The following is an 18,713-nucleotide window of genomic DNA, read 5'->3' as shown; positions in this document are numbered from 1 at the left end:
CCCCCATGCCAGTCGGCAATCACCTGCCCCACGGCGAGACCGCTCAGGGCGGCCCGCTTAAACGCGAACTCGGCGAACGGCATATTCGCTTGATGGCGCTCGGTGCCTGTATCGGCGTCGGTCTGTTCCTTGGTTCGGCCAAGGCCATCGAAATGGCCGGCCCGGCCATCATGCTTTCCTACATCATCGGCGGTCTGGCGATCCTGGTGATCATGCGCGCGCTCGGTGAGATGGCCGTGCATAACCCGGTAGCCGGGTCTTTCAGCCGTTACGCTCAAGATTACCTGGGCCCGTTGGCGGGCTTCCTCACCGGCTGGAACTACTGGTTCCTGTGGCTGGTGACCTGCGTGGCGGAAATCACCGCCGTGGCGGTGTACATGGGTGTGTGGTTCCCCGAGGTACCGCGCTGGATCTGGGCCCTGGCGGCGTTGATCAGTATGGGCTCGATCAACCTGATCGCTGTGAAAGCCTTCGGCGAATTCGAATTCTGGTTCGCCCTGATCAAGATCGTCACCATCATTGCCATGGTGATCGGCGGTGTCGGCGTGATCGCGTTCGGCTTCGGCAACGACGGCGTGGCGCTGGGGATTTCCAATCTCTGGGCCCACGGCGGATTCATGCCCAACGGCGTGCAGGGCGTGTTGATGTCCCTGCAGATGGTGATGTTCGCCTACCTCGGCGTCGAGATGATCGGCCTGACCGCCGGTGAAGCGAAAAACCCGCAGAAGACAATCCCGAACGCGATCGGCTCGGTGTTCTGGCGCATTCTGCTGTTCTACGTCGGCGCGCTCTTCGTGATCCTGTCGATTTACCCATGGAACGAAATCGGTACCCAGGGCAGCCCGTTCGTGATGACCTTCGAGCGTCTGGGCATCAAGACTGCAGCCGGTATCATTAACTTCGTGGTGATTACCGCTGCGCTGTCGTCCTGCAACGGCGGCATTTTCAGCACCGGGCGCATGCTTTACAGCCTGGCGCAGAATGGCCAGGCCCCGGCCGGTTTCGCCACGACCTCGAGCAACGGCGTACCGCGTCGCGCACTGCTGCTGTCGATCGGCGCCTTGCTGCTGGGCGTGCTGCTCAACTACCTGGTGCCTGAGAAAGTCTTCGTCTGGGTGACGGCAATTGCCACCTTTGGCGCGATCTGGACGTGGGTGATGATCCTGTTGGCCCAGCTCAAATTCCGCAAAGGCCTGAGCGCCAGCGAACGTGCCGGCCTGAAATACAAGATGTGGCTGTTCCCGGTCAGCTCGTACCTGGCGCTGGCGTTCCTGGTGCTGGTGGTTTGCCTCATGGCCTACTTCCCCGACACCCGCGTGGCGCTGTATGTCGGCCCGGCCTTCCTGGTGCTGCTGACGGTGTTGTTCTACGTGTTCAAACTGCAGCCGACCAATGTATCGCAGGGTGCGGCGCGTTCGGCTCCTTGATTGTGCGTATGTGAAATGCCAAAGCCCCGGTCTGTCGATCGGGGCTTTTTCGTTGCAGGATTTCACCGTCGGTCTGAAAAACACCCCCGCCTGTGATTTCTGACAGTCGCCAAGCTCAAACCCTTATGTGCCGAGGATGACGGTAGTCAGCAACGGAGGGGGCGCCATGAGACGCTTGTGGAAAGGAATGTCCAGCTACACGGTGATCGGGATTGCAAATACGCTGATCCATTGGCAGATTTTTTTCCTGCTCAGCGTGGCGGCTGACTTTAGCCAGGCCGTCATTAACCTCATGGCGTTCTGCGTGGCCGCCTCGTTCTCTTTCTACATGAACGCGCAATTCACCTTCGACGGTAAAACGTCGGTCGCCAACTATGCTTTATTCCTGGTGACCATGGGCGCCTTGAGTCTGGGGGTGGGCCATGTTGCCGACGTCTGGCGACTGCATGGCCTGCTCACGGTCGGGCTGTTTTCCGCATTGAGCCTGGTGCTGGGTTTCCTCTTCTCCAAATACGTTGTCTTCCGCGAGCATCAGGTATGAAAATCTCGCTCATCGTGCCGGTGTTCAATGAAGAGCAGGCCATCAATCTGTTTTACCAGGCCGTGCGCAACGAGCTGAAACTGGATCAGGCCGAAGTCGAAATTGTTTTCATCAACGATGGCAGCACGGACCGTACAGCCGAACAGGCAGCCGCGCTCGCGCAGGTCGACGAGCAGGTCGTGCTGATCAATTTTTCGCGTAATTTTGGCAAGGAACCCGCGCTGTTCGCCGGCCTTGAACATGCTACCGGCGATGCGGTGATTCCCATGGACGTCGACTTGCAGGACCCGATCAGCGTAATCCCGTTGTTGATCGAGCAGTGGTTGAAGGGGGCGGACGTGGTGCTTGCCAAGCGCCGTGATCGCAGCGCCGACAGCTACATGAAGCGCCACAGTGCATCACTTTTCTACCACCTGCTCAATCGCATTTCCTACACCCGCATCGAAGAAAATGTCGGTGATTTCCGGCTGATGGACCGCAAGGTCGTCGACGTCATTCGCGCGCTGCCGGAACATCAGCTGTTCATGAAAGGCGTGCTGTCCTGGGCCGGTTTCAACACCGTGGTGGTGGAGTACGAGCGTGCCTCGCGGGTGGCCGGCAACAGCAAATTCAACGGCTGGAAACTGTGGAACCTGGCGTTGGAGGGCGTGACCTCGTTCAGCACGGTGCCGCTGCGCCTGTGGACCTACATCGGTGGTGCCATTTCAGTCTTTGCCGTGCTGTATGCGGTGTACATGGTGCTGGACAAGATTTTCTTCGGTAACAGCGTCCCTGGGTACCCCTCGCTGATGACCGCCATTCTGTTTCTCGGCGGTGTTCAACTGATCGGCATCGGCATTCTCGGCGAGTACGTCGGCCGCATCTACATCGAGGCCAAGCATCGACCGCGTTACGTGATAAAGGACATCGTCGGCGCCAGGCAGGGGCGCGATCTTTAACATGGGCCGACTGGGTGACGCTCTGACCCGTGAGCTGGGGCGGCGCCAGGCCTGGCGGCTGTTTGTGCTGGCGACGCTGGTGTATGTGTTGCCGCTGATCCTTGCCGACTACCGCTATATCGATGACAACTGGCGCGCGTTGTCGGGCGGCATGGAATGGGCAGGGCAGGGACGGTTGTTCGCCGAGCTGATGTACAAGGCCCTGACCTTGAGCCCTGGCGCGCCGAACATTTTTCCGTTGCCGCTGTTGATCGCCACGCTGGCCATGGCATCGGCCCTGACCAGCCTGACGTTTCACTACTGGCGCGAGCCCAGGGTCTCCAACTGCCTGGTGGTGTTGCCGCTGTGGTACAACCCGTTTTTCCTGCAGAACCTGTCTTATCAATACGACGGCCCCGCCATGGCATTGAGCGTGGTGGCAGTCATCTACGCAATCAGTTTTCACCACACCTCGCGCATCCTGCAGTGGCTGGTGCCTGCCGGTCTTGTCGCGTTGGGTTTGGGCTTGTATCAGATCAGTTTTAATGTGTTCCTGGGATTGTGCTGCCTTGAAGTGCTGAAGGGCGCCCATGACCAGCTGGAATGGCGCAAGTGGCGAGATCTGATCGGCTGCAGAATCGCCCAGGCGGCCCTTGGCGCGTTGATCTACGGCGTGACCGCCTACCCGTTTACCGAGGCAAATCGCACCCTGTTATTGAACCTGGACGCCGATCCATGGCTGCAGGTGCTGATCAATATCGGCCGCGTGCTGGAAAAGGTGCAGTTGCTGTTCCATGGCGGCTTTACCTGGGTGTTGGCCGGGCTGCTGTTGTGTGCAATAGCGGGCGCCGCAGGGCTGGGGCGCGAGATTTCCAGGCGTCCGGACAGCGCAGCCAAACGCCTGTGCATCGGCCTGGTATGCCTGCTGACCCTGCCGCTGGTGACCTTGCTTGTGTCGGGCATGGCGTTGTTCTTTCGCGACTTCAACGAAGGCGCCAGAACCTTGATGGGCTTCGCCGTGCTGCTGGTGCTGCTGTTCTACCTCGGCCACCTGGCATTGTCGCGGCTTCACCCGCGCCTGCCGCTGCTGCTGGCCTTACCGCTGCTGGCGATGCTGTCGCTGTCCTACGCCTACGGCCGGGTGCTGACCGTGCAGAAGGCCTTCGCCACCCAGGCCCTGGGCAGTCTTGCGCAAGACATCAGCGCCCATCGAGAGCTGCGCGAAGCCAAGCGTATCTATCTGTCGGTGACCTATTCCGACCACTGGCTGACGGGCGCAGCCGGTACGTTCAGGCAGATGCCGGTGCTGCATTATCTGCTCAACATCGACTTCTACATGCTGGCCGAGAACCTGCCCAGCGTCGGCATCACCAACGTGGTCGCCGAGAAGGAACGGCGCAATGCCACGCGCGTGGGGTACCTGGCCTATCCAGCGCTGGTGGACAGGCCGTACTACCGGATATACCTGATCGGCGACTACGGGTTTATCGTCGTCAAGGAACCACCGCCGATCAAGACTTTGCGCTGGTGAACCCACTGATGCCAGCCTCGCGGGGCGTCAGTCGACTCGGCTGCTCTGGCGAATGGGTAACTCGACCCGGAATGTGGTGCCCACGCCGACTTCACTGCGAACCGTGATTTCTCCGCGATGCTTCTTGATGATGCCGTAGGACAAGGACAATCCCAGGCCTGTGCCCTGGCCAACGGGTTTTGTAGTGAAAAACGGGTCGAAGATTTTCTGCAGGTTCTGCGGTGCGATGCCGGAGCCGGTGTCTTGCACTTCGATCCATACCGACTGTGCAGCATGCCCGGTGCGCAGGGTCAGGGTGCCGCGTTCCGGGCCAATCGCCTGGGAGGCATTGACGATCAGGTTCATGAACACCTGATTGATTTGTGAGGGCAGGCACTCGATGTCGGGTAGCACCTGATACTCCTTGAGCACATCGGCCTTGTACTTGAGTTCGTTGGCGACGATGTTCAGGGTCGACTCGATGCCCTGCTGCAAGTTGATCCACTGCCATTCCTGATTGGCGTCCACCCGGGAAAAATCCTTGAGGTCCCTGACTATCCGGCCGACCCGGTTGATGCCGTCCTTGGACTCCTTGATCAGCAGCGGAATGTCCTCGCGCAGGAAGTCCAGTTCAATCCGTTCGCGCACCTGCTGCAGGCGTTCGGCCCACTCACCGGCCTGGATCAAGGTCTCTGCCTGCCCATAGGCATCGAGCATTTCCTGCAGTTGCTGGAAGTAGCCATCGAGCGTGCCGAGGTTGGATGAGATGAAGCCGATGGGATTGTTGATCTCATGGGCAACGCCAGCGGCGAGCTGCCCCAGCGACGCCAGTTTTTCCGATTGCACCAGTTGTGATTCAAGCTGTTTGCGCTCGTCGACTTCCCGCTGCACCAGATGCTCAAGATGATTCATCTCCAAGCTGGCCCGTTCTGTCATGTCCCATTTGGCCAACAGGGTATTGGCCATTTGCTGCACTTCCACATTGTCGAACGGCTTTTTCAGAATCAGTACCCGGTCATGGGCCTGCAGGCGGTCGAGCAGTTCATCCCAGGAATAATCGGAGTAGGCGGTACACACCACCACTTGCAAGCGCGGGTCTGCCTGCCACAGGTGTTCGATGGTCTGGGCGCCGTCCCAGCCTTCGGGCATGCGCATATCGACGAAGGCCAGGGCATAGGGTCGCTGTTGGTCCAGCGCCCACTTCAGTTTACCCAGACCTTCCTGCCCTCCGTAGGCCGAATCCAGCTCAACCGTCACGCGGGTCGGTGCGGTCTCGCTGCCGAACAGGGTCGCTTCCATCGCATCCATCTCCTGCGTCTGCACCGGGGGAGGCATGAGGATCTTGCGAAAATCCGCATGAATGGACGGAGTGTCGTCGATCAGCAGGATGCGCCGGTTGAAACCCTCGCTCATGCTGGCTCCGGTACGAGGTGCAGCGGGATCCGCAAGGTGAAGAGGGCGCCTTTGCCCGGGCCGTCGCTGTGGGCGGTGAGGTGGCCGTTCATCTCGATGGCGGCGAGGGCGCAGCTATGCAGACCGAAGCCGTGACCTTCCTTGCGGGTGGTAAAACCGTGGGCAAAGATCCGCGTGATGTTTTCCTCGGCAATGCCTTCGCCGTCGTCCTTGACGCTGACTTGCAGGGTTGTGTCATCGATGATTTTCACCGCCAGGGTCATTTGCCGCGCACGATTATTCAAATCCGACATCGCGTATTTGGCGTTGCTGATCAGGTTGATCAGGATCAGCAGCAGCCGGTGCTTGTCACCCATGACTTGCGGCAATGCGCTGTAATCCTTGACCACCGTCACCTGATGTCGGGTCAGGGCGCCCGCGTTCATGCGCAGGGCGTCTTCGAGCAATTCGCTGATGTACAACGGCTCCATGAGGCTGTTGGCGCCCGCATAGGATTGCTGGGTGGCGACGATGTCCTTGATGTGATCGACGCTCTTGCTCAACTGTGCCAGTTCCTCGCTCATGCCCTGCTGCTCCAGGGCTATCGCTTCCACCAGTTGATTGAGGTAACCGGGAAGCAGTTTGCCTTTCGGGTCCTGGGTCAGGAAGGTGCCCACATCGCCTGGATGATCGTTAATCAGCTGCATCGCCTTGGCCAGGCCCTGGGCCTTGCTGGCGCGCAGTTTACGTGTCACCAGATCGGCTGAAATGTTGACGCTGTTGAGTACGTTGCCGACGTTGTGCAACACGTTGGTCGCTATCTCGGCCATCCCGGCCTGGCGTGCAGTGTCGAGCAGTTCACTCTGGGTATCGCGCAGTTCACGGGTACGTTCTTCTACCCGCAATTCGAGGTCGTCATTGGCGACTTCCAGGGCTTGGTTGACTCGCTGGATCACCCTGAAACTGCGCATCAGGTGAATGGTCAGGTACACCAGGCACAGCACCAGCAACACTGAAAATATCAGCATGGAAAAATGGTAGCGCTGGTCGACGGCTACGGTCCTGTGCTGGTCAGTGTTGAGCAGGTCGGTAATGTCGTCCAGGCGTTCGGCCACGGGGATGGCCTCAATGTTTTCCAGCAGCCGGTTGACCAGTGGTTGTTCGCGCAGGATCAATGAGATGTGGCTGCTGACAATGTCGATCGGGCTGTGAAACTGCTCGGGCAGGCGTTCTTTGTTGACCTTCAGTTTGTTCAAGCCGAGCAGAATGTCGGCAGCCTTGCCATCAGAGGTGACCTGGGCGAATTCCAGGCTGCTGAGCAGCAAGTCATAGGTGTCAGTGGCGATGTTCTGCAACTGCAATTTGTCGCCGTCCACCAGTTCGGCCAGTTGCGCCTGGATGTCGTCCTCGGCGGTGGGCAGAAATGCCAGTGAATTACGCAACACGGCGTTGTGCGACTTGAATTGTTCGACCAGGCGGGTTTTTTCCTTGAGGGCGGCGAGGAAGGCATCATGACTGGTGCGCCAGGCGGCCGAGGCATTGCGGTCGTGGCTTGACTCCATCGAATCAAATCGTTGCCAGAGCCGGGTCATCTCGGTGAGTGGCGAGACCAGTGGGTCGTAATTGTGGCTGATGGCGATCCTGGCCTTGAGGATTTCGGTTTCCCACTGCGCATTCAGCTGTTTGATGCGACCGATCAAGTCCCGGGATTCGGCGTAGGTCGTGGTCTGGTCCGCGCTGGATTTGAGGTACAGGAACAGCAGCGTCGAGGCCAGCATCAGGGCGACGATGCCCAACAGCGTCATGTTGCGTCGGTAGGACAGTGTCATAAGGGTTTACCCTCCCATTCACCGGTCAGGGTCTTGAGAAACTTGATGATCAGGGTCTTATCTTCGGCCGAAGGAATACGGCCGAGCTGGAACTTGAACATCACGTCCACCGCCTCTTCGAGCGTCGCGGCCGAGCCGTCGTGAAAATACGGCGCGGTGACTGCGACGTTGCGCAGGCTGGGCACCTTGAACACGTGGCGATCCTCTTCGTCCCCGGTTACCAGGTAACGCCCCAGGTCGGACTCCGTAGGGTGGCCCCGCTCCTGGAAGTAATCGCCCAGGACGCCGAACTTCTGGTACATGTTGCCGCCGATGTTCACCCCCTGGTGGCAGGCAATGCAGCCGTATTCCTTGAAACGCTGATAGCCGTACTTTTCCTCGCGACTGAGTATCTGGGTGTCGCCCAGCAGGTACTGGTCGAACCGCGAGTTGGCGCTGATCAGCGTGCGCTCGTAGCTGGCGAGGGCGTTCTGCACGTTGTCCCTGGTCACCCCGTCGGGGTAGGCGTTGGCAAATGAAGTGCGGTAGGCCGTATCGGCGGACAGGGTCTGTACCACGTGTTGCCAGTTGCTGCCCATCTCACTGGGGCTCTGTACGACTTCGCCGATCTGGGCTTCCAGGGAGTCTGCGCGACCGTTCCAGAACTGCCGGAAATTCAGGCTGGCGTTGAGTACGCTGGGGGTGTTGACCGCAACCGGAAGACCGGTAAAGCCAATCGAAAAGGCCTTGTTGTCGGCGCCGCCCCCGGCCAGTTGGTGACAGCTGGCACAGGACAGTGAATCATTGACCGACAAACGGGTTTCGTTGAACAACTGGCGACCCAGCGCTACGCGTTGCGCATCCTGTTGGGGCACCGCAGGCAGGGGTTTGAGGGGTTCGTCCAGCGGCGCGGCTTCGACGCCCAGGCATACCCCGAGCACGGGTACCAGCAGCCGGTAGTTAAAGCGGAACCACATCTGATGTTTCCTTAGCGCTTGGCCTGGGTGTCGTTGGGTCGGGTTCACGAGAGGGTCGACAAGGAGGGCCTGAGCGACTCCACATAGCGAACGAATACCTCGGGCTCCACCGCTTTGCTGAAGTAGTGGCCCTGGCCTTCCTCACAGTGCCGGGCCTTGAGGAAGTCCAGTTGCTCAGCGGTTTCCACCCCCTCGGCAATGATGGTCAGCTTGAGGCTGCGCCCCAGGCTGATGATGGCACTGACCAGTGCTGCGTCGTTGCTGTCGCTGCCCAAGCCGCGAATGAATGACTGGTCGATTTTCAGGACGTCGATGGGAAAGCGCCGCAAGTAACTCAGGCTGGAGTAACCGGTGCCGAAGTCGTCGATGGCCAGGCGCACCCCCAGTGCCTTGATCCGTTGCAGGGAGGTAACGGTGGACTCGATGTTTTGCATCAACACGCTTTCGGTGATCTCCAGCTCCAGAAGGGCCGGCTCCATGCCGGTTTGCGCGAGGATCTGCTCGATGCCATCGACAAAATCCGCCTGACGGAAATCGATGGCTGACATATTCACTGCCATGCAGATCGGCGGCAGCCCGGCTGCCCGCCACGCGCAGCTCTGTCGACAGGCTTCGGCCAGGACCCATTTGCTCAGCGGCACGATCAGGCCGCTGTCTTCGGCCACTGCGATGAATGCCGATGGAAAGACCATGCCGTGGCCGGGCTTGTGCCAGCGGATCAACGCCTCGGCGCCGACCACCTGGCCACTGCGAAGGTCCAGCTTGGGTTGGTAGTGCAGGACAAATTCGTTGCGAGCCAGCGCCAGGCGGATGCCGGTCTCCATGCTTTGCTGGTCCCAGGCGCGCTGGTTCATTTCTTCGATGAAAAAGCGGTAGCTGTCCGGGCCGGTCTCCTTGACGTTGCGCATCGCGGTTTCCGCTTTTTTGATCAGCGAAATCGCATCAAAACCGTCGTCCGGATAGACGCTGATACCCAGGCTGGCGGTGACGCTCAATTCGTGGCCGGCAATGTGCTGGGGCGCCCGGATCGCGTTCAGGAGTTTCTCGGCGATGCCCTTGGTCTGCTGGGGATGACGAATGTCGGCGAGGATCACCACGAACTCGTCCGAGCCGTAGCGGAACACCGAGTCGGACGCACGCACCGCCGCCACCACGTTGCGCCCGACCCGTTTGAGCATCTGGTCGCCGGCGGGATGGCCGAGCGCGTTGTTGATGCGCTTGAAGCGATCGAGGCCGAAAAACATCACCGCCAGTTGTTTGTCATGACGCCGGGACAGGGCCAGTGACTGGTTCAAGCGGTCCCCCAGCAACGTGCTGTTGGGCAATTCGGTGAGCACGTCGTATTGCAGCAGGTGCGAGACCTTGAGCAGCTCGTGCACCCGTGCCTCGATGGTCTGTTCCAGGCTCAAGACTTTTAATGCCGCGTCCTGGGCCATCTGCCATTTCCAGGTCATGGCGCTGGCCATCTGGCGGATTTCCAGGCTGTCGAAAGGCTTTTTCAGCACCAGCAATTGATCGCCGAATTCCAGCCGCTCGGCGATGTCTTCCCAGCTGTAGTCGGAGTAGGCCGTACACAGGGCGATCTGCAGCTGCGGGTCGGCCTTCCACAGGTGTTCGATGGTTTCCAGGCCATCCCAGCCCGGTGGCATGCGCATGTCGATGAACGCCATCGCATAAGGTCGCCCCTCCACCAGGGCCTGCTGGACTCGCGCCAGGGCTTCCTGCCCCTGATAGGCTGAGTCGAGCTGGAATGTCAGGCGCTCCACCGGCTGCGTGCCGAACAGGGCTTCCTCGGCGTCGGCCAGGGCCCGTTCGTCGTCGATGGCGGGAGCGAGGATCTTGCGGAAATCCGCATGAATCGACGGTGCATCGTCGATGATCAGAATGCGCCGGTTGGTCCGCGCCAGCAGGGTCGTCATTGACGCGAGCCGAAGCTGGCAACGGTTTCGTGGAGTGTACTCATAGGAGGGGTATCCTTTCCCTGATCACCTGGCCGAACGTACAGATATAGGATCCGAGTCACCTGAGCATAGACCTCTGGCCACTGCTTCGCGCTGGCAAAATGAAATCATTTGCCGGAAGGCGCTCAATTTCATCTAGCCTGTAGGCCAGACTCCGCTTTCAGGCGCTGTCCACCCCGCCCGGACCCGGCAATGCAGCAGTACTACCCGAGGTGACGTCATGGAAGAGCAACCCCCCACGACTTCGAGTCATAAACCCAAAGTGCTGCTGGTTGATGATGAGGAATCGATTCTCAATAGCCTGCGCCGCCTGCTGCGCGGCCAACCTTACGACGTGCTGCTGGCAACGGGTGGTGCCCAGGCGCTGGAGATCATGGCGCAGCAGCCCATCGACCTGGTGATGAGCGATGCCCGCATGCCCAATATGGATGGCGCCACGTTCCTGGCGCATGTCCACCAGCTTTATCCCCATACCACGCGAATCATGCTTACCGGCTACGCCGATCCCGCGGCCATCATCAAGGCGATCAACGAAGGGCAGATTCATCGTTACATCAGCAAGCCCTGGCACGATGAGGAGCTGCTGCTCACCCTGCGCCAATCACTCGCCTACCAGCACTCGGAGCGCGAACGCCTGCGCCTGGTGCAGGAAACCGATCAGCAGAACGAGCAGCTGAAGCGACTCAATGCCACGCTGGAAAAGCATGTGGCCGCGCGCACTGCCGAATTGCAGCAGACGGCCGATATGCTCGACCTGGCCTACGAAGAGCTCAAGCGCAGCTACGTCACGGGTACCGAGGTGTTTTCACTGCTGGCCAATTTGCGCTTGCCGCCGGCCAAGCAGACCAATCGCCAGATCATCGAGCTGGTGCGGGTGTACTGCAACCGCCATGGGGTGGATGAAGCCACCGGTCGCGACCTGACCATGGCAGCAGCGCTCTACAACATTGGCAAGCTGAGCTGGACGGACAGCATGATGACCGCCCCGGCGGACTTGCTGCATCACAACGACCGCGAGCGTTATCGCGGTTATCCGAAACAAAGCGAGACGTTGCTGATGACCCTCGACCCGATGAAGGATGCGGCCCGCCTGATCCTTCACCATCAGGAGCGTTGGGACGGCACCGGCTTTCCCGACCGGCTCAAGGGCGAGGCCATTCCCTTTGGTTCGCGGCTGCTGAAACTGGCGGTGGATTTCATCGAGTTGCAACGCGGGCTGATTCTGGAGCGGCAGATGAACAGCGATGAAGCTCTGCTCTATATCCGCAACTATGCGGGTCGGCTCTACGACCCGGGGATGGTAGAAGATTTCATCCAGGTCTGCGCCGCCTGCCAGAGCGATGTCTCGCTGGCCGACCCTGCGGTCAAGGTGCTGACTACTCGCGACGTGGCGGCGGGCATGATCCTGGCGCGCAACCTCAATGCCGATAATGGCATGCTGCTGCTCAACGCCGGCAAGGTGTTGAACGGGGCACTGGTGGAGAAACTCATCGCCTTTGAAGCCATGGAGGGGGCGAAGTACAGCATCTTCGTAAAGGTCCCGCAGGACCCGTCGGCTAACGTTGCGCACGTGCAGGAGAGGGCATAGGCGTTGTACTGATCCATTGGGAACGGACAGGCGGACCTGTATCCTTGGGTTTTTTATCCAGGGCAGGATTTGCTTCATGGCTGTTACTTCAACCACCCGCGTTATCCGCATTGCCGCAGCGCTGCTGATCGGCCCGGACGGGCGCACGCTGCTGGTACGTAAACGCGGTACTACCGCCTTCATGCAGCCCGGTGGCAAGATCGAAGCCCAGGAGCAGCCGGTGCACGCGCTGGCGCGGGAACTGGAGGAAGAGTTGGGGCTGTTGATCGATCCTGCGCACGCCGCCTACCTTGGCCAGTTCAGCGCCCCGGCCGCCAATGAGCCGGGTTTTGTCGTGCAGGCCGAGCTGTTTCAGCTGGCAATTGCGGCTGACGTGTCGCCGGCGGCGGAGATCGAGGAGGTGATCTGGATCGACCCGGCCACCGAGGGCGATGTCTTGCTGGCGCCATTGACACGGGACCTGATCCTGCCGTTTTATCGAGCTTCGCTCATCGCGACTGCCTGATCTTTTACGGACGAAGGATTGCCCATGATTCCACTCCACGACCTGTTGATTTTCGCCGCCGCGGCGTTGCTGATGGTGCTCACGCCCGGGCCGAACATGATCTATCTCATTTCCCGCTCCATCTGCCAGGGACGCAAGGCTGGCGTGGTTTCATTGCTGGGGGTGGTGGCGGGGTTCTTCGTGCACCTGTTCGCTGCCGCAGCGGGGCTGACGGCGGTGTTCCTCGCGGTGCCGTTGGCTTACGAGGTGCTCAAGTGGGCTGGCGCCCTCTATCTTCTGTGGTTGGCCTGGCAAGCGGTGAGGCCTGGGGCGCGTTCACCGTTTGAAGCGCAGCAGCTGCCGCCGGATTCTTCGCGCAAACTGGTGACCATGGGATTTCTCACCAGCGCCCTGAACCCGAAGATCGCGGTGTTTTATCTCTCGGTGTTCCCGCAGTTCATTTCTCCTGAACATGGCTCCGTGTTCATTCAAAGCATCGTGCTGGGGCTGACTCAGATCAGCGTGAGTTTTTGCGTGAACCTGCTGATAGCGCTATTCGCGGCGGGCATCGCTTCCTGGTTCGTGCACAACCCGGGCTGGCTGGCTGTGCAGCGGTATTTCATGGGGGGTGTGCTGGCGGCGCTGGCGGTGCGCTTGATGCTGGAGCAGCGTAAGGCAACCTGAAAAGCCCGGGGACGGCTCAGGCTGTGAAGCTTTCCACGTAATCGATGACAGCCGAACCGTGTAGGTGCGAGCTCGCTCGCGAAAAACCTGAGTGCGCCGAGGGGTGTCAGGTTTCCCGCGTCATCATTGGCGTCCATCGCGCCTAGCTCGCTCCTACCTCACGGCACTGACGCCATCGAGCGTCGAGAACGAGGTGTCCTTGGCTGTCAGCAAGAAGTCGCGCATGTAAGGCGCATCCAGCATGTCCGCACGAATTCCCGCGTACAACGTCGCGAACAGGCCTTTCTCGCCAAGGCGCTTGGCCTTCACATAACCCCGTGAGCTGTATTCATGTAGCGCCCAATGGGGCATGCCGCATACGCCACGACCACTGGCCACCAGTTGCATCATCATCACCGTGAGTTCGGAGGTGCGAACCTGCGCCGGTTCGATGTCCGCCGGCTCCAGGAAACGGGTGAAGATGTCCAGCCGGTCGCGTTCCACCGGGTAGGTGATCAAGGTCTCGCTGATCAGGTCTTCGGGCACGATGTACGCCTTGCTCGCCAGACGATGCTGGTTGGCCACCGCAAGCATTGCCTCGTAAGTGAACAGCGGCACATAGGTGATGCCCGCCAGCTCCTGCGGGTCCGAAGTCACCACGAGGTCCAGATCTCCGCGCGCCAGGGCTGGCAGCGGGGCGAAGGAGAAGCCCGAGGCCAGGTCCAGTTCGACTTCCGGCCAGGCGTCGCGGAACTGGTCGATGGTCGGCATCAGCCACTGGAAGCAACTGTGGCACTCGATAGCCATGTGCAAGCGTCCTGCCGTGCCGCCGGCCAGCCGGGCAATGTCGCGCTCGGCGCCACGCAGCAGCGGCAGTGTCGCATCAGCCAGTTGCAGCAGGCGCAAGCCCGCGCTGGTGAAGCGCACAGGCTTGGTTTTGCGCACGAACAGCGGCATGCCCATGCGTTCTTCCAGCTCTTTGAACTGGTGGGACAGCGCCGACTGGGTCAGGTGCAGGCGGTCGGCCGCATCGACCAGGCTGTCAGCTTCGCGCAAGGCGTGCAGGGTTTTCAGATGGCGGATTTCAAGCACCGGGGAGCTCCATGAGGAAAACTTGTGATCAACACGAAAAGGTTGAGTTTGTCTCATGTTGTCCTGTCTGTCGACAATAGCGCCATGTTTCACGTCCCCTTTTGATTGAGAGCATTCCCCATGGCGTTGGCCCACACACTTGGTTTTCCCCGCATCGGCGCAGACCGCGAACTGAAAAAAGCCCTTGAATCGTATTGGAAGGGCGACCTCGACCAGGATGCGCTGCACAGCGTTGGCCGGCAGTTGCGTGCCACCCATTGGCAGCTGCAGAAAGACGCCGGCATCGATTTGCTGCCGGTAGGCGACTTCGCCTGGTATGACCAGGTGCTGACCCATTCCCTGACCTTCGGCGTGATCCCACAGCGTTTTGCCGGCGCCCAGGACGAGAACGGCCTGCCGACCCTCGATACCCTGTTCGCCATGGCCCGTGGCGCCACCGCCAGCTGTTGCGGCAATGAGCATGGCCAGGCGCAGTACGCCCAGGAACTGACCAAGTGGTTTGACACCAACTACCACTACCTGGTCCCGGAGTTCAGCGCCGATCAGCAGTTCAAACTCAGCTGGGAGCAACTGTTCGACGAGGTCGACGAAGCCTTGGCGCTCGGCCACACCGTCAAGCCGGTGATCATCGGCCCGCTCACCTACCTGTGGCTGGGCAAGGCCAAGGGCGACGACTTCGACCGGCTCGATCTGCTCGAACGGCTGTTGCCGGTCTACAACGAAATCCTCAGTCGCCTTGCCGCGCAAGGCGTGGAATGGGTACAGATCGACGAACCGATCCTGACCCTGGACCTGCCCCAGGCGTGGAAAAGCGCATTCGAACGCGCCTACCACATCCTTCAGTACTCACCGCTGAAAAAACTCCTGGCGACCTACTTCAGTGGTCTGCAAGACAACCTCGGCCTGGCGGTCGGCCTGCCGGTGCAAGGCCTGCACATCGACGCCGTGCGTGCGCCGGATCAACTCGGCCAGGTGCTTGATCGCCTGCCGACCTACAAGATCCTGTCCGTGGGCCTGGTGAACGGGCGCAATGTGTGGCGCTGCGAACTGGAATCGGTGCTGGCGCAATTGCAACCGGCCCTGGAACGCTTTGGCGACAACCTGTGGGTCAGCAGTTCCTGCTCGCTGCTGCACAGCCCCGTGGATCTGGAGCGCGAAGACAAACTCGATCCGGAACTGAAAAGCTGGTTGGCGTTTGCCGTGCAAAAGTGTGGCGAGATCGCCGTGCTGCGTGACGCGCTTAACGATCCACAAGCGCCCAAGGTGCGAGCGGCGCTGGCTGAAAGCAATGCCATTGAGGCCAGTCGTGCCGAGTCGCCGCGTATTCACAAAACTGCCGTGCAGGCCCGTGTTGCGGCGGTAAGTGCCGCTGACAGCCGGCGCCAATCACCGTTTGCCCAGCGTGTTGAACAACAGCGTGCTCGCCTGCAGTTGCCAGCATTTCCCACGACCACCATTGGCTCGTTCCCGCAGACGGGTGCGATCCGCCTGGCGCGCCAGGCATTCAAGCAGGGCAAGCTGTCTGCCAATGACTATACCGATGCCATGCACAGCGAAATCCGGCACGCCGTGCAAGTCCAGGAGCGCCTGGGCCTGGATGTGCTGGTGCATGGTGAGGCCGAGCGCAACGACATGGTCGAGTACTTCGCCGAGCAGCTCGACGGTTATGCCTTCACCCGGTTCGGCTGGGTACAGAGTTACGGCTCCCGTTGTGTGAAACCGGCGATCATCTATGGCGACCTGAGCCGTCCCAAGGCCATGACGGTGGACTGGATTACCTATGCCCAAAATCAGACCGAGAAGGTGATGAAGGGCATGCTGACCGGGCCGGTGACCATGCTGATGTGGTCGTTCCCACGGGAAGATGTTTCGCGCAAAGTCCAGGCTCAACAGTTGGCCCTGGCACTGCGTGACGAAGTGGTGGACCTGGAAAAAGCCGGCATCAAAATCGTGCAAATCGATGAGGCTGCGTTCCGCGAAGGCCTGCCGCTGCGTCGGGCGCAATGGCAGGAGTACCTCGACTGGGCGGTGGAAGCGTTCCGGTTGACCGCCTCGGGTGTCCGTGACGAAACCCAGATCCACACCCATATGTGCTACAGCGAATTCAATGACGTGATCCAGGCCATCGCGGCCATGGATGCCGATGTGATTACCATCGAAACCTCACGTTCGGACATGGAATTGCTGGAGGCTTTCGAGGCGTTCGACTACCCGAATGATATCGGCCCGGGCGTCTACGACATCCACTCGCCGCGCGTGCCGGATACTGTCGAGATGATCAACTTGCTGCGCAAGGCCGCCAAGCGGATTCCGGCCGAGCGCCTGTGGGTCAATCCCGATTGCGGACTGAAGACCCGTGCATGGCCGGAGACCGAAGCTGCGCTGGTGAACATGGTGGCGGCAGCGCGGCAGTTGCGCACTCGATTGGCATAGCCTGGCGGCGCATGCTCCGGGCGGCGATCCGACCATCAACGATCGCATGGTTTCGAATATGACCGCTCGGCACTCTTCATCAAACTGTCATGGAACTGTGGCAGCGCGCTTGAACAAACTTCATCAGACTCGCGCTCTACTGGGGTTCTGCGTTTCGGTGTTTTTTCATGCGTTTATTTCTTTTACTGGCCGCGTTGTTGTTTGGCCTGCCGTCGATGGCGGCTTCGCGTTGCGATGTCAATGTTCCAACTGAACGAGCCGATCTGGCACAGGTAAGCCTGGCGTATCAGAGTATTGGCCGTGCTTCGGATCCGGCGCTGTTGCTGGTGATGGGGCTTGGCGGCCAGTTGATCCACTGGCCGGACGAAGTGGTTGTCGCGCTGTGTCAGCAAGGCTTTCGGGTGATCCGTTATGACAACCGCGATGTCGGTCTCTCGACGTGGCGCCAGGCACCCGTCGACGCCAACCTGACCTTCGAAGTGCTGCGCTACAAACTCGGTTTGCCAGTGTCCGCGCCCTACACCCTGACGGACATGGCGGATGATGCGTTTGGGTTGATGGATGCCTTGCACGTTGAGCAGTTCCACGTGCTGGGCGCAAGCATGGGCGGAATGATTGCCCAGCACATGGCGGCGATGGCGCCGCAACGGGTCGAGAGCCTGACCCTGATCATGACCAGTTCCGGTGCCGAAGGACTGCCGGCACCGAGTGCGGCGTTGGTGCAGTTGCTTGCGCGTCGTGGTGCGCCGAATCGCGAAGCAGCGCTGGAACAACAGGCTGATCTGCTCGCGGCGCTGGGCAGCCCGACGGTGAGTGATGATCGCCAGGCGTTGCTGCAACAGGCGGCGCAATCCTATGACCGGGCGTTCAACCCCGAAGGCGTGAAACGCCAGATCATGGCGATCCTCGCGGAATCGAGTCGGGTGGCGCTGCTCAATCAACTGCGGGTACCAACCCTGGTGGTGCACGGTACGGCTGATCCGTTGCTGCCGGTCATGCACGGCGTGCACCTGGCGGCGCATATTCACGGAAGTCAGTTGAAGCTGATTCCGGGACTGGCGCATCGATTCCAGGAAGCGTTCAAGGCGCCGCTGTTGGCGGCGGTGCTGCCGTATTTGCAGGCCCATCGCGAAGACACGTCGCATTGGGCACAGATTGACCCGTTGCCGGCCCCCAATCTCCTGTAACCCCCCGGGCCTGCGGGTGTATCGTTGGACCTTTGCGACGCTTTCCAGTCTGCGAGGTGAGTGATGACTACCCCCCTGAAAATCGATTTTGTCAGCGATGTGTCCTGCCCCTGGTGTGTCGTCGGCCTGTACGGCCTGACCCAGGCCCTTGATTTGTTGGGTGACGAGGTCCAGGCCGAGATCCGGTTCCAGCCATTCGAGCTGAACCCGAAGATGGGACCCGAAGGCCAGAACATCACCGAGCACATCACCGAGAAATACGGCTCCACGCCTGAGCAGTCGCAGAAAAATCGCGAGATGATCCGCGAGCGCGGTGCCGAGGTCGGTTTTGCTTTCCGCACGGACGGCAACAGCCGCATCTACAACACCTTCGATGCCCATCGCCTGTTGTATTGGGCAGGGCTGGAAGGGTTGCAGTTCAACCTGAAGGAGGCGCTGTTCAAGGCGTATTTCAGCGATGGAGCCAACCCGTCCGACCATCAGCAACTGGCGCAGATTGCCGCGAGTGTCGGGCTGGATCAGCAGCGGGCCCAGGCGATCCTGGCGTCAGACGAATTCGCCCGGGAAGTTCGGGAAGAAGAACAGCTCTGGTTGTCCCGCGGAGTGAGTTCGGTACCGACCGTGGTCTTCAACGGTCAATACGCGATCAGCGGCGGACAACCTGTGGAGACGTTCGTGGGTGCAATTCGGCAGATCATGAGTGAAGCCAAGGGCGGCACGGTGCATCAGTAGC

15 protein-coding genes are annotated in these 18,713 nt (G+C 60.4%); 10 read left to right on the top strand and 5 right to left on the bottom strand.

Going from position 1 to position 18,713, the window contains the following annotated elements:
* Positions 1-5: 5 nt before the first annotated feature.
* The 4 genes from HYI44_RS12095 to HYI44_RS12080 all read left to right on the top strand — a co-directional run bounded on the left by HYI44_RS12095 (position 6) and on the right by HYI44_RS12080 (position 4,416).
* Positions 6-1,427: an amino acid permease gene (locus tag HYI44_RS12095; protein WP_122840046.1), complete on the top strand. Its 1,422-nt coding sequence runs from the start codon at positions 6-8 to the stop codon at positions 1,425-1,427.
* Positions 1,428-1,593: 166 nt separating this feature from the next.
* The gene (locus tag HYI44_RS12090; RefSeq protein WP_225569500.1) at positions 1,594-1,968 is read left to right on the top strand and encodes a GtrA family protein; all 375 of its coding nucleotides are present in this window, start codon (positions 1,594-1,596) and stop codon (positions 1,966-1,968) included.
* Positions 1,965-2,906 (top strand): glycosyltransferase family 2 protein, encoded by a 942-nt coding sequence (locus tag HYI44_RS12085; protein WP_122840048.1) that lies wholly within the window; start codon positions 1,965-1,967, stop codon positions 2,904-2,906. Before HYI44_RS12090 ends, HYI44_RS12085 begins: the two co-directional genes overlap by 4 nt.
* Position 2,907: 1 nt before the next feature.
* The gene (locus HYI44_RS12080; protein ID WP_225569499.1) at positions 2,908-4,416 is read left to right on the top strand and encodes a glucosyltransferase domain-containing protein; all 1,509 of its coding nucleotides are present in this window, start codon (positions 2,908-2,910) and stop codon (positions 4,414-4,416) included.
* Between the two features lie 27 nt (positions 4,417-4,443).
* Here HYI44_RS12080 and HYI44_RS12075 read toward each other — a convergent pair whose 3' ends face one another.
* Genes HYI44_RS12075 through HYI44_RS12060 form a run of 4 tightly spaced genes read right to left on the bottom strand, consistent with a single transcriptional unit; the run spans position 4,444 to position 10,491 of the window.
* Positions 4,444-5,808, bottom strand: a complete 1,365-nt coding sequence (locus HYI44_RS12075; protein WP_225569498.1) for an ATP-binding protein — start codon at positions 5,806-5,808, stop codon at positions 4,444-4,446.
* A complete protein-coding gene (locus HYI44_RS12070) occupies positions 5,805-7,616 on the bottom strand; it encodes a DAHL domain-containing protein (RefSeq protein WP_225569497.1) in 1,812 nt (603 codons plus the stop codon). The genes HYI44_RS12075 and HYI44_RS12070 overlap by 4 nt, the downstream gene beginning before the upstream one ends.
* Positions 7,613-8,572, bottom strand: coding sequence for a cytochrome-c peroxidase (locus tag HYI44_RS12065; protein WP_201149512.1), 960 nt, complete (start codon positions 8,570-8,572; stop codon positions 7,613-7,615). Before HYI44_RS12065 ends, HYI44_RS12070 begins: the two co-directional genes overlap by 4 nt.
* Before the next feature lie 44 nt (positions 8,573-8,616).
* Entirely contained in the window at positions 8,617-10,491 is a 1,875-nt protein-coding gene (locus HYI44_RS12060; RefSeq protein WP_122840053.1) for a putative bifunctional diguanylate cyclase/phosphodiesterase, read from the bottom strand.
* 262 nt (positions 10,492-10,753) lie between these two features.
* Here HYI44_RS12060 and HYI44_RS12055 point away from each other — a divergent pair, with 262 nt between their 5' ends.
* The 3 genes from HYI44_RS12055 (at position 10,754) to HYI44_RS12045 (ending at position 13,289) form a co-directional block, all read left to right on the top strand.
* The gene (locus HYI44_RS12055) at positions 10,754-12,121 is read left to right on the top strand and encodes an HD domain-containing phosphohydrolase (protein ID WP_225569496.1); all 1,368 of its coding nucleotides are present in this window, start codon (positions 10,754-10,756) and stop codon (positions 12,119-12,121) included.
* A 76-nt stretch (positions 12,122-12,197) separates the two neighbouring features.
* Positions 12,198-12,626 (top strand): NUDIX hydrolase, encoded by a 429-nt coding sequence (locus HYI44_RS12050; protein WP_201149513.1) that lies wholly within the window; start codon positions 12,198-12,200, stop codon positions 12,624-12,626.
* 24 nt (positions 12,627-12,650) lie between these two features.
* A complete protein-coding gene (locus HYI44_RS12045) occupies positions 12,651-13,289 on the top strand; it encodes a LysE family translocator (protein WP_225569495.1) in 639 nt (212 codons plus the stop codon).
* A gap of 153 nt (positions 13,290-13,442) precedes the next feature.
* On the opposite strand, the gene metR is transcribed toward HYI44_RS12045, so the two are convergent.
* Complete coding sequence (gene metR / locus HYI44_RS12035) at positions 13,443-14,360, bottom strand: transcriptional regulator MetR (protein ID WP_045058023.1); 918 nt, start codon at positions 14,358-14,360, stop codon at positions 13,443-13,445.
* A 120-nt stretch (positions 14,361-14,480) separates the two neighbouring features.
* Between metR and metE the strand changes: the two genes are divergently transcribed.
* The 3 genes from metE to HYI44_RS12020 all read left to right on the top strand — a co-directional run bounded on the left by metE (position 14,481) and on the right by HYI44_RS12020 (position 18,712).
* Positions 14,481-16,793, top strand: a complete 2,313-nt coding sequence (gene metE, locus HYI44_RS12030; RefSeq protein WP_225569494.1) for a 5-methyltetrahydropteroyltriglutamate--homocysteine S-methyltransferase — start codon at positions 14,481-14,483, stop codon at positions 16,791-16,793.
* 167 nt (positions 16,794-16,960) lie between these two features.
* Entirely contained in the window at positions 16,961-17,980 is a 1,020-nt protein-coding gene (locus HYI44_RS12025; protein ID WP_225569493.1) for an alpha/beta fold hydrolase, read from the top strand.
* 63 nt (positions 17,981-18,043) lie between these two features.
* Entirely contained in the window at positions 18,044-18,712 is a 669-nt protein-coding gene (locus HYI44_RS12020; RefSeq protein WP_225569492.1) for a DsbA family oxidoreductase, read from the top strand.
* The last annotated feature ends 1 nt before the right edge of the window (position 18,713 follow it).

The organism is Pseudomonas sp. Y24-6 (genome assembly GCF_020295325.1).
Classification (GTDB): domain Bacteria; phylum Pseudomonadota; class Gammaproteobacteria; order Pseudomonadales; family Pseudomonadaceae; genus Aquipseudomonas; species Aquipseudomonas gregormendelii.
Note: the sequence above shows the minus strand (reverse complement) of the source record. Positions and strands in the feature narration are given on the sequence as shown.

Coding starts and splice junctions, on each gene's coding strand:
- HYI44_RS12095 (WP_122840046.1), top strand. CDS start 6: ATGCCAGTCGGCAATCACCTGCCCCACGGCGAGACCGCTCAGGGCGGC.
- HYI44_RS12090 (WP_225569500.1), top strand. CDS start 1,594: ATGAGACGCTTGTGGAAAGGAATGTCCAGCTACACGGTGATCGGGATT.
- HYI44_RS12085 (WP_122840048.1), top strand. CDS start 1,965: ATGAAAATCTCGCTCATCGTGCCGGTGTTCAATGAAGAGCAGGCCATC.
- HYI44_RS12080 (WP_225569499.1), top strand. CDS start 2,908: ATGGGCCGACTGGGTGACGCTCTGACCCGTGAGCTGGGGCGGCGCCAG.
- HYI44_RS12075 (WP_225569498.1), bottom strand. CDS start 5,808: ATGAGCGAGGGTTTCAACCGGCGCATCCTGCTGATCGACGACACTCCG.
- HYI44_RS12070 (WP_225569497.1), bottom strand. CDS start 7,616: ATGACACTGTCCTACCGACGCAACATGACGCTGTTGGGCATCGTCGCC.
- HYI44_RS12065 (WP_201149512.1), bottom strand. CDS start 8,572: ATGTGGTTCCGCTTTAACTACCGGCTGCTGGTACCCGTGCTCGGGGTA.
- HYI44_RS12060 (WP_122840053.1), bottom strand. CDS start 10,491: ATGACGACCCTGCTGGCGCGGACCAACCGGCGCATTCTGATCATCGAC.
- HYI44_RS12055 (WP_225569496.1), top strand. CDS start 10,754: ATGGAAGAGCAACCCCCCACGACTTCGAGTCATAAACCCAAAGTGCTG.
- HYI44_RS12050 (WP_201149513.1), top strand. CDS start 12,198: ATGGCTGTTACTTCAACCACCCGCGTTATCCGCATTGCCGCAGCGCTG.
- HYI44_RS12045 (WP_225569495.1), top strand. CDS start 12,651: ATGATTCCACTCCACGACCTGTTGATTTTCGCCGCCGCGGCGTTGCTG.
- metE (WP_225569494.1), top strand. CDS start 14,481: ATGGCGTTGGCCCACACACTTGGTTTTCCCCGCATCGGCGCAGACCGC.
- HYI44_RS12025 (WP_225569493.1), top strand. CDS start 16,961: ATGCGTTTATTTCTTTTACTGGCCGCGTTGTTGTTTGGCCTGCCGTCG.
- HYI44_RS12020 (WP_225569492.1), top strand. CDS start 18,044: ATGACTACCCCCCTGAAAATCGATTTTGTCAGCGATGTGTCCTGCCCC.